Consider the following 9,831-nt stretch of genomic DNA (forward strand, 5'->3'; position numbering starts at 1 on the left):
ATTCCGCATTGTTTTTCAAGCACTTCACGCTCTCCAGCCCGCATGGCTGGGAAGGCGAGCCGGTCGTCCACCAAACCTGGTCCCAGCAATCGCAATATGTGATCCACCGCGAAGAGATCAGCGCGCTCAAGGCGAAACTCCTTGCTGTCCGGGAAGAGCGGGTCAGGCCCGGCCTTGACGCAAAGACCCTCATCGACTGGAACGGCCAGATGATCGCGGCGCTTGCCGAGGCCGGCCGGGCGCTGGCGCGGCCTGACTGGATCGATGCGGCGGCAAAGGCCCTTGCCCATATCAGCGCTGCCAGCCGCGACGGCCGCCTGCCGCATTCGATGCTCGGTGCCAGAAAACTGTTCCCTGCTTTGTCCAGCGACTATGCCGCCATGGCCAACGCAGCGATCTCGCTGTTCGAGGCCACTGGAAATTGGAGCTATGTCGACCAGGCCGGCCAGTTTGTCGAGCAGCTCGAGCATTGGCACGCCGACGCCGAGAAGACAGGTTACTACCTGACTGCTTCCGACAGCACCGACGTGCCGATCCGCATCCGCGGCGATGTCGACGAAGCCATTCCGTCCGCCACCGGCCAGATCATCGAGGCGCTGGTCAGGCTCGCCTCCGTCACCGGCAATCTCGAGCTGCAGGAGAGAGCCTGGCACGTCGCCGAGCATGCCGCCGGCCGCGCGGCGCAGCAGGCCTATGGCCAGGCCGGCATCGTCAATGCCTGCGCGCTGGCGATCGAGCCGCTCAAGCTGGTGTTGGTGGATGAGTTCACAGATCCAAAGCTCGTTCCGGTTGCGAATCGAAACCCGGACCCGCGCCGCATCGACATCGTCGTGCCGATCGGTACGGCAGCGAATCGATCCTTGCTACCCGGTGGAATCCTGCCGCCGACCGACAAGGCAGGTGCATGGTTGTGCACGGGGCAGGTTTGTTTGCCGGCGGTGACGGATGCTGAAGAGCTCGAGCGATTGTTGCGACGGCGATAGTTTTGCTAACCGCCGGCGAGAGACGCCCCCCTCTGGCCTACCGGCCATCGCCCACTCAAAATGGGGAGATCGGCAGCTTCGCTGTTCCGTTCACCTTACGGCGTTGATAATTGCCGAAAACGACCAAGGGCGTAATCTCCCCCCTAGAGGGGGAGATGCCCGGCAGGGCAGAGGGGGGCGCGAAGGATCGCTACCCCATCCCCTTACGTGTTCATCGAATCGAAGAAATCCGCATTGGTCTTGGTCTGCTTCAGCTTGTCGATCAGGAACTCGATCGCGTCGGTGGTTCCCATCGGCGCCAGGATGCGGCGCAGCACGAAGATCTTTTGCAGGTCCTGCTTGGAAACCAGCAGGTCTTCCTTGCGGGTGCCGGACTTCAGGATGTCCATGGCCGGATAGATGCGCTTGTCGGCCACCTTGCGGTCGAGCTGGATTTCGCAGTTGCCGGTGCCCTTGAACTCTTCGAAGATGACTTCGTCCATGCGGCTGCCGGTATCGATCAGCGCGGTGGCGATAATGGTCAGCGAACCGCCTTCCTCGATGTTGCGGGCGGCGCCGAAGAAGCGCTTCGGCCGCTGCAGCGCGTTGGCGTCGACACCACCGGTCAGCACCTTGCCGGATGACGGCACGACGGTGTTGTAGGCGCGGCCGAGACGGGTGATCGAATCGAGCAGGATGACGACGTCGCGGCCATGTTCGACCAGGCGCTTGGCCTTCTCGATGACCATTTCGGCGACCTGCACGTGGCGCACCGCGGGCTCGTCGAAGGTCGAGGAGATCACCTCTCCCTTCACCGAGCGCTGCATGTCGGTCACTTCTTCCGGCCGCTCGTCGATCAGCAGCACGATCAGATAGCATTCCGGGTGGTTGGCGGTGATCGAGTGGGCGATGTTCTGCATCAGAACCGTCTTGCCGGTACGCGGCTGCGCGTTGATCAAGGCGCGCTGTCCCTTGCCGATCGGCGCCACCAGGTCGATCACACGGGCCGATATGTCCTTGGTGGTGACATTCTCGATCTCCATCTTCAGCCGCTTGGTCGGATAGAGCGGCGTCAGATTGTCGAAGTGGATCTTGTGACGGATCTTCTCGGGATCGTCGAAATTGATGGTGTTGACCTTGAGCAGCGCGAAATAGCGCTCGCCCTCTTTCGGGCTGCGGATCGGCCCTTCGACAGTATCGCCGGTCTTCAGCGAAAAGCGCCGGATCTGCGACGGTGAAATATAGATGTCGTCGGGACCTGGCAGGTAATTGGCGTTGGCGGAGCGCAGGAAGCCGAAACCGTCCTGCAGCACCTCGACCACGCCATCACCGATGATCTCGATCTCCTGGGCGGCCAGCTTCTTCAGGATCGCAAACATCAGCTCCTGCTTGCGCATGACGCTGGCGTTTTCGACCTCGAGCGATTCGGCATAAGCGATCAGCTCTGGCGGTTTCTTGTTCTTGAACTCGGCGAGTTTCATTTCTTGCATAGACGGACCTTGAATAGATGGAGTCTGGGTAGGCTTTGGGAAAATATCGGCGGGATGCGACAAATGCCGGGCGCGGCCGAAAACAACGAGGGGCGGCGCATGACGGGAAGGAAGACCCGTCTTTTATCGTCGGTCGGGTGAAAGAGCAAGCTGCGTTTTGCATGGCCTATGAAGGCCTAAACGCATCAATGCCTGTCGCAGTCTCCTGGCCGTTTTTGAGCGACATGCATCAGAACGGCTTGACCACCACCAGGATGACGATTGCGATCATCAGCAATGTGGGGATCTCGTTGACCATCCGCCAGTGCCTGGCCGGTTTTTCATTACGGTCCTCGGCGAATTTGCGCACCGCGCCGGCCAGATAGCCATGAACGGCGGACAGCAAAAGCACCGCTCCGATCTTGGCGTGCAGCCAGCCGCCCTGGAAACCGAAACCCTTCCAGGCGAGCCACAGGCCGAACACCCAGGTGACGATCATCGCCGGGTTGATGATGCCGCGCAGCAGGCGCCGCTCCATCACCTTGAAGGTTTCCGACTGCACCGAGCCCTTCTCGGCATCGGTGTGGTAGACCAGCAGCCGCGGCAGATAGAGCATGCCCGCCATCCACGAGATGACGGCGAGGATATGGATCGCCTTGGCCCAGGGGTAAAAACTGTCGGGTGCCGCGAAATACAAAAGCGCGGTGAAAACGATCAGCACGGCGATACCTGATATCATGCGCATCATCGCCTGGCCGGTGCTGTTCGTGTTGTTCATCTGAGCCATCAGCGTGTCGCGCTCCGCACCTGTTTCACCATCGCCTCGACATGGGCGATCGGCGTCTCCGGCGTGATGCCGTGACCGAGGTTGAAGATCAGCGGCCCGTCTCCCAGCGCTCTCAGGATCGCCTCGACGCCATCCGACAGCGCCTTGCCGCCAGCGACGAGCCGCAAGGGATCGAGATTGCCCTGAACCGCACCCGAGCGCTGCAATTCCTTCGCCGCGATCAGGGGCACCGTCCAGTCGATCCCCAGCGCCGTCACGCCGGTCTTCTGTCGATAGGTCCGGTAGCGCGAACCGGCGCCCTTGGGAAAACCGATGATCGGGACATCGGGATAAACCGCCCGCACCCGGCCAACGATCTCGGCCATCGGCTGAACGCAGAACAAATCGAAAGTTTCATCGTCCAGCACGCCGGACCAGGAATCGAAAATCTGCACCACATCCGCGCCCGCCTCGATCTGGCGGATGAGATAGGCGGCCGAATGTTCGGCAAGCACCTTCAGCAATCGTTGAAAGGCCACCGGCTCGCGATAGGCAAAAAGCCGCGCCGGCGCCTGGTCGGGCGTGCCATGGCCGGCAATCATGTAGGTCGCCACCGTCCACGGCGCGCCGCAGAAGCCGATCAGGGTTGTCTCGTCGGGCAATTTGGCCCGCAACCGGCGAACCGTCTCGTAGACCGGTTCGAGATTCACGTGAAACACCTTGCCTTCCAGAGCCAGAATCTGCGGCGCGGTGATCGGCGTCAGCAGCGGCCCTCTGCCCTCTTCGAAACGGACGTCACGGCCAAGCGCATGCGGAACGACAAGGATATCGGAAAACAGGATCGAAGCATCGAAGCCGAAGCGCTCGATCGGTTGCAAGGTCACTTCGACGGCAAGGTCTGGATCATAGCAGAGATCGAGGAACGAGCCTGCTCGCCTGCGTGTCTCCCGATACTCCGGCAGATAACGCCCTGCCTGACGCATCATCCAGAGCGGAGGCGGAAAATGAGCCTTGCCCTTCAGGACATCCAGCATGATCCGGTTCTGGGGCATCGAGCGCTCGCTTCTTCCGGCCTCTTCTATAATCAAAGATTCTTATATCTAAGATTCTTCTGATTCTAAGAGTCTGTTGGTTCTGGTGATTGCCACCTGTCCCGCTTTGCCCCGGAAAACACCAGCCAACATATTGTCGCGTGCTTCTTTTTCCCAGATGTAGGGTTCTGGGGATAGGTCGGAATCGATCAATCGAGTCAAAGCGTTAGGCAGAGCGGTGAAAGGCAGGTCCTGTGGACGGACTGTAGGCGAAAAAAGCCGTCCCCAAACTTGTCCCCAGTCGCCCGACGAAGCTGACAGCGCATCGAATTGTGGACAAACTGCCATCTGATACAGTCGCCTCCGACCGCCCCCTCTTTTCATCCCGCTTTATCCACAGAAGCCCACAGCCCCAGGTGACCCCCTGTGAACAAACCCCAGAGCTTCTTCCACCTGCACCTGATTTCCGACGCGACCGGCGAAACGCTGCTCGCCGCCGGCCGGGCGGCTTCGGCACAATACAAGGATGCGCGCGCCATCGAGCATATCTATCCGCTCATCCGCACCGAAAAGCAGGTGGCGAAGGTGTTCGAGGATATAGAGGAAGAGCCGGGCATCATCCTCTATACGGTCGTGGACCAGAAGCTGGCGCGCGGCATCGACGAGCGCTGCGCGGCCATGGGCCTGCCCTGTGTGTCGGTGCTGGAGCCGGTGCTGACCGTGTTCCAGTCCTATCTCGGCACCCCCGCCGGCCGCCGCGTCGGCGCCCAGCATGTTCTCGACGCCGAATATTTCCGCCGCATCGACGCGCTCAATTTCACCATGGACCATGATGACGGCCAGCTGCCGCTCAACATGGACGATGCCGATGTCGTGCTGATCGGCATTTCTCGCACGTCGAAGACGCCGACCAGCATCTATCTCGCCAACCGCGGCATCAAGACCGCCAACATCCCGATCGTGCTCGGTGTGCCGGTGCCGGAAAGCCTGGTTGCCGCCAGCAAGCCGCTCATCGTCGGGCTGATCGCCACCGCCGAGCGCATCTCGCACGTCCGGCAAAACCGCATCCTCGGCAACAGCAGCTCGTATGAGGCATCAGACTATGTCGACCGCGCGGCGATCAGCGAAGAACTCGCCTACGCCCGCAAGATCTGCACGCGCCATGGCTGGCCGATGATCGACGTCAGCCGCCGCTCGATCGAGGAAACGGCGGCGGCCATCGTTGCCCTGCGGGGGAAGAATAGATAGGGCAGGTAAGATAAGTGAGCACCAGCACCCCTCATCCGACCTCGCTTCGCGAGGCCACCTTCTCCCACAAGGGGAGAAGGAAGAACGTGGCACCGTCGTCTCCGCAAGATACCGCCAGTTGGCGATTTGCAGCGGCGTACGCGCGGGACTTCCCTTCTCCCCTTGTGGGAGAAGGTGGCCGAGCGAAGCTCGGTCGGATGAGGGGTGCGTGACGGAGCGCCAACATGGGTGAATCAGCATGATCGAAAAACTCATCCTTGCTTCCGGCAGTCCGTTCCGCAAGGCGATGCTGGTCAATGCCGGCGTCGATGTCGAGGCGGTGCCGGCCGATGTCGACGAGCGCGCGCTCGAGTCGCCTTTGCAGGATAGCGGCGTCTCGCCCGAGGACGTCGCCCTGGTGCTGGCCGAGGCTAAGGCGACCGAAGTCAGCGAGCGCAGGCCGGGCGCCCTGGTGCTGGGCTGCGACCAGACGCTGTCGCTCGGCGACGAGGTGTTCCACAAGTCGGCTGACATGGAGGGTGCCCGCCGTCATTTGCTGGCGCTGTCGGGCAAGACCCATCAGTTGAACAGCGCCGCCGTGCTGGTTCGCGACGGCAAGGTTCTGTGGCGGCATGTCGGCATCGCCTCGATGACCATGCGCAAGCTCGATCCCGCCTTTATCGGGCGCCATCTCGCCCGTGTCGGTGCCAAGGCGCTGGGAAGCGTCGGCGCCTATCAGATCGAAGGCGAAGGCATTCAATTGTTCGAGAAAATCGAGGGCGATCATTTCACCATTGTCGGCCTGCCGCTGTTGCCGCTGCTGGCCGAACTGCGAGACCTGGGGGCGATCGATGGCTGAGGCGTCGAAAAAAGCCTTCGTGTCGGGCCATCCGGTCAAGCATTCGCGCTCGCCGAAGATCCATGGTCACTGGCTGGCCAAACATGGCATCGACGGAAGCTACCAGGCCATCGATGTCGCGCCGCAAGACTTTGCCGTGTTCGTGGAAACATTGCAGGCAAACAATTACCGCGGTGGCAACATCACCATCCCGCACAAGGAAGCGGCCTTCGCATTGGCCGAACGCCGCGACCAGGCGGCGCAAGAAATCGGCGCCGTCAACACGCTGTGGTTCGAGGACGGCATCCTGTGGGGCGGCAACACTGACGGTCACGGCTTTGCCGCCAACCTCGACGATCATGCACCGGGCTGGGCAAGCAAGGGTCCGGCGGTGGTGCTCGGCGCCGGCGGCGCGTCGCGCGCCGTCATCCATGCGCTGAAGGAGCGCAGCGTTGCCGACATTCGCATCGTCAACCGCACTCTGGCCCGAGCGCAGGAATTGCGCGATCGTTTCGGCACCGGTGTCTCGGCGCATGGCATGGCGGCGACCAACGAACTGCTCGGCGATGCCGGCCTGCTGGTCAACACCACCGCGCTCGGCATGCATGGCAATGAAGGCCTGTCGGCGGATCCCGCCCGGCTGCCCGACCATGCCATCGTCACCGACATCGTCTATGTGCCACTGGAGACGCCGCTGCTTGCGGCCGCCCGAGCGCGAAATCTGAAGACGGTCGACGGTCTCGGCATGCTTCTGCATCAGGCCGTGCCTGGCTTCGAGCGCTGGTTCGGCATCAGGCCGCGGGTGACGGCCGAACTTCGGGCCCTGATCGTCGCCGATCTGGTGCCGAAGCCATGATCGTGCTCGGCCTCACCGGCTCGATCGGCATGGGCAAGTCGACCACAGCCAGGATGTTCACTGACGCCGGCGTGCCGGTCCACGATTCCGACGAGACGGTGCATCGCCTCTATGCCGGCAAGGCAGCACCCCTGGTCGAGGCCGCCTTTCCCGGCACCACATCCGCCGGCATGGTCGATCGTGCCAAACTTGGCGCGCGCGTGCTCGGCGATGCCGCGGCGCTGAAGCGGCTGGAAACCATCATCCACCCGCTGGTGCGCGCCGATGCCGATGCCTTTCTGGCCAGGCATCGTGGATCAGGCGCGCCGATCGCCGTCCTCGACATCCCCCTGCTCTTCGAAACCGGCGGCCGCAACCGCGTCGACAAGGTCGTCGTCGTCACCGCCCCGGCCGAGACCCAGCGCGAACGCGTGCTGGCGCGGCCGGGCATGACGGAGGAAAAGCTGGCGTCGATCCTGGCCAAGCAGGTGCCGGACGCGGAAAAACGCCGTCAGGCCGATTTCATCGTCGACACCGGCCAGGGGATGGACGCCGCGCGGGCGGAGGTCGCTGCAATCATCAGCCAGCTGATAGGGGTTGGCAAGCCAGGTGGTTGAGCCCACCGCTCGACCGCCAGCTGTCGATGTGAGAGCCGCTTATCTGCCTGCCGGCTTCGCTCGACACCTCTCCCCCGATCGACGGGGGAGAGGAAAGGTGCAGGGCGATGAGGGGCGGCGCAAACCTGTGCGATTGCCCTGGCCATCATAGTTTCTCATTGCCATTTTGTTCCGCTCTCACGATTCTGCTCCTTTGGAGCGACTGATTCGATGCGTGAGATCATCTTCGACACGGAAACCACCGGCCTCGATTCGCGCGACGACCGCGTGATCGAGCTGGGCGGCGTCGAACTGGTCAACCGTTTCCCGACCGGCAGGACCTTCCACCACTACATCAACCCGCAAGGCCGAGCGATCCATGTCGAGGCACAGGCGGTGCACGGCATCAGCGCGGCGGACCTCGCGGGCAAGCCGACCTTTGCCGAGATTGTGCAGGAGTGGCTGGACTTTACCGACGGCGCCAAGCTGGTCGCCCACAACGCCACTTTCGATGTCGGCTTCCTCAACGTCGAATTCGGCCGGCTGGGTCACCCTGTCATCGACAACGGCGTCGTCGTCGACACGCTGGCGCTGGCGCGCCGCAAGCACCCGATGGGTCCTAATTCGCTCGATGCGCTCTGCCGGCGCTACGGCATCGACAACACCAAGCGCACCAAGCACGGCGCCCTGCTCGATTCCGAATTGCTGGCCGAGGTCTATATCGAGCTGATCGGCGGCAAGCAGGCGGCCCTCATCCTCGACAGCGCCACCGCGCCGGCCCAGGGCGAGAATGTCCGCCAGATCGAAATCGTCGTCGCCCCGCGCCCGGCGCCACTGCCGCCGCGCGTGACAGAAGCCGAACGTGCCGCGCACGCCGGCATGGTCGGGACATTGGGTGAAAAGGCGCTGTGGCTGAAGGTTCACGGGAACTAAAATCGTCCCGTTGGCGATCCTTGGCGCCCCCCTCTGCCCTGCCGGCGCCTCAATCGTCCCGCCCAAAACAAAAAAACCCGGCGCAAGGCCGGGCTTTTCACAATCCGTGGCAGGCAGCCCTCAGCTCACCTGGACCTTCGACGACGCCTGGTCCTCCGCCAGCTTCTGCTGGAACATCTGCGCGAAGTCGATCGGGTCGAGCATCAGCGGCGGGAAGCCGCCATTGCGGGTTTCCTCGGCGATGATCTGGCGGGCGAACGGGAACAAAAGACGCGGGCATTCGATGAACAGGATCGGCAGCATGTGTTCCTGCGGAAAGCCTGCGATGGCGAACACGCCGCCATAGACCAGCTCGACATTGAACAGCACTTCCTGGTCGAAGGACGCCTTGGCGTTGAGCGTCAGATTGACGTCGAACTGCTTGTCGGAGAGCGGGTTGGCGTTGACGTTGACATTGATGGCGATGCCCGGCGCCTTGTCGCGGCCGCGCAGCGAATTCGGCGCGCCGGGGCTTTCGAAGGACAGGTCCTTCACATATTGCGCCAGAACGTTGAGCGACGGCTGCGCCGCATTGCCGTTTCCGTTGGCTGCGCCGACCGGCGCGTCATCTTTGCTGGCCATAAGCCTTGTCCTCTTGCCTGGGCAGCGTCGCTGACCGAATTGAAATCGGGCGTTCGCTACCATGGCGGGGATGACAAGACAAGGTTTGCCGCCTTGCTTCCCGGCTGCGGCATGGAGATGGGACGGCGCGCTAATCGTCCTTCAGGCGACGCCACGGCGAGTTGTGATCCGGGCCGCGCTTCAGATCGTCCTCGCGCGAATAGTCGCCGTCTTCGAGGTCGATGACCCTGTCGCGCTGGCGGCCACGAAAACCGCCGGTCGAGAAATCGGTGGCGACGACAATGCGGCCCTTGAACCGGCTCCAGGCAAAGTCGCGCAACGGCGGCAGAAACAGCAGCAGGCCGATAATGTCGGTGATGAAGCCGGGGATGATCAGGAGGATCGCCGCAACCACGATCATGGCGCCGTGCGCAAGGTGGCGGCTGGGGTTCTGGCCGGCGGCCATCTCGTTGCGGATGCGGGCCATGACACCAAAACCCTGGTATCGGAGCAAAAGCACGCCGGCGATGCTCGAGGCCAGCACGAGGCCTACCGTCGCCAGCGCGCCGACCTC

10 protein-coding genes and 1 pseudogene are annotated in these 9,831 nt (G+C 62.7%); 6 read left to right on the top strand and 5 right to left on the bottom strand.

The window, feature by feature from the left end:
• Positions 1-983: pseudogene (locus EN879_RS12525) on the top strand (thioredoxin domain-containing protein); the annotation flags it as partial.
• A gap of 203 nt (positions 984-1,186) precedes the next feature.
• Here the strand turns inward: EN879_RS12525 and rho are convergent.
• From rho to hemE, 3 genes are all read right to left on the bottom strand, one after another.
• Entirely contained in the window at positions 1,187-2,452 is a 1,266-nt protein-coding gene (gene rho, locus EN879_RS12535) for a transcription termination factor Rho (RefSeq protein WP_013528732.1), read from the bottom strand.
• A 229-nt stretch (positions 2,453-2,681) separates the two neighbouring features.
• The gene (gene hemJ / locus EN879_RS12540) at positions 2,682-3,218 is read right to left on the bottom strand and encodes a protoporphyrinogen oxidase HemJ (protein WP_024504091.1); all 537 of its coding nucleotides are present in this window, start codon (positions 3,216-3,218) and stop codon (positions 2,682-2,684) included.
• Positions 3,218-4,249: a uroporphyrinogen decarboxylase gene (gene hemE, locus EN879_RS12545; RefSeq protein WP_024504092.1), complete on the bottom strand. Its 1,032-nt coding sequence runs from the start codon at positions 4,247-4,249 to the stop codon at positions 3,218-3,220. The genes hemJ and hemE overlap by 1 nt, the downstream gene beginning before the upstream one ends.
• A 405-nt stretch (positions 4,250-4,654) precedes the next feature.
• Here hemE and EN879_RS12550 point away from each other — a divergent pair, with 405 nt between their 5' ends.
• The 5 genes from EN879_RS12550 (at position 4,655) to dnaQ (ending at position 8,657) form a co-directional block, all read left to right on the top strand.
• Positions 4,655-5,476: a pyruvate, water dikinase regulatory protein gene (locus EN879_RS12550; RefSeq protein WP_013528729.1), complete on the top strand. Its 822-nt coding sequence runs from the start codon at positions 4,655-4,657 to the stop codon at positions 5,474-5,476.
• Positions 5,477-5,714: 238 nt separating this feature from the next.
• The gene (locus EN879_RS12555) at positions 5,715-6,314 is read left to right on the top strand and encodes a Maf-like protein (protein ID WP_063169601.1); all 600 of its coding nucleotides are present in this window, start codon (positions 5,715-5,717) and stop codon (positions 6,312-6,314) included.
• Positions 6,307-7,149 (top strand): shikimate dehydrogenase, encoded by an 843-nt coding sequence (locus tag EN879_RS12560; RefSeq protein WP_063169602.1) that lies wholly within the window; start codon positions 6,307-6,309, stop codon positions 7,147-7,149. The genes EN879_RS12555 and EN879_RS12560 overlap by 8 nt, the downstream gene beginning before the upstream one ends.
• Complete coding sequence (coaE, locus tag EN879_RS12565; RefSeq protein ID WP_063169603.1) at positions 7,146-7,745, top strand: dephospho-CoA kinase; 600 nt, start codon at positions 7,146-7,148, stop codon at positions 7,743-7,745. The genes EN879_RS12560 and coaE overlap by 4 nt, the downstream gene beginning before the upstream one ends.
• Positions 7,746-7,955: 210 nt before the next feature.
• A complete protein-coding gene (gene dnaQ / locus EN879_RS12570) occupies positions 7,956-8,657 on the top strand; it encodes a DNA polymerase III subunit epsilon (protein ID WP_063169604.1) in 702 nt (233 codons plus the stop codon).
• A 120-nt stretch (positions 8,658-8,777) separates the two neighbouring features.
• On the opposite strand, the gene secB is transcribed toward dnaQ, so the two are convergent.
• Together secB and EN879_RS12580 are read right to left on the bottom strand one after the other, a co-directional pair.
• A complete protein-coding gene (gene secB, locus EN879_RS12575) occupies positions 8,778-9,278 on the bottom strand; it encodes a protein-export chaperone SecB (protein WP_127274072.1) in 501 nt (166 codons plus the stop codon).
• A 130-nt stretch (positions 9,279-9,408) separates the two neighbouring features.
• On the bottom strand, positions 9,409-9,831 hold a 423-nt coding region (locus EN879_RS12580), incomplete at its 5' end, for an FxsA family protein (protein ID WP_164774388.1).

Source organism: Mesorhizobium sp. M7A.F.Ca.AU.002.02.1.1 (genome assembly GCF_003998535.1).
GTDB lineage: Bacteria > Pseudomonadota > Alphaproteobacteria > Rhizobiales > Rhizobiaceae > Mesorhizobium > Mesorhizobium ciceri.

Bases quoted from the DNA above. Each gene is read 5' to 3' on its own strand.
- EN879_RS12555 (WP_063169601.1), top strand. From the start codon at position 5,715: ATGATCGAAAAACTCATCCTTGCTTCCGGCAGTCCGTTCCGCAAGGCG.
- secB (WP_127274072.1), bottom strand. From the start codon at position 9,278: ATGGCCAGCAAAGATGACGCGCCGGTCGGCGCAGCCAACGGAAACGGC.
- rho (WP_013528732.1), bottom strand. From the start codon at position 2,452: ATGCAAGAAATGAAACTCGCCGAGTTCAAGAACAAGAAACCGCCAGAG.
- hemE (WP_024504092.1), bottom strand. From the start codon at position 4,249: ATGCCCCAGAACCGGATCATGCTGGATGTCCTGAAGGGCAAGGCTCAT.
- EN879_RS12560 (WP_063169602.1), top strand. From the start codon at position 6,307: ATGGCTGAGGCGTCGAAAAAAGCCTTCGTGTCGGGCCATCCGGTCAAG.
- dnaQ (WP_063169604.1), top strand. From the start codon at position 7,956: ATGCGTGAGATCATCTTCGACACGGAAACCACCGGCCTCGATTCGCGC.
- hemJ (WP_024504091.1), bottom strand. From the start codon at position 3,218: ATGGCTCAGATGAACAACACGAACAGCACCGGCCAGGCGATGATGCGC.
- coaE (WP_063169603.1), top strand. From the start codon at position 7,146: ATGATCGTGCTCGGCCTCACCGGCTCGATCGGCATGGGCAAGTCGACC.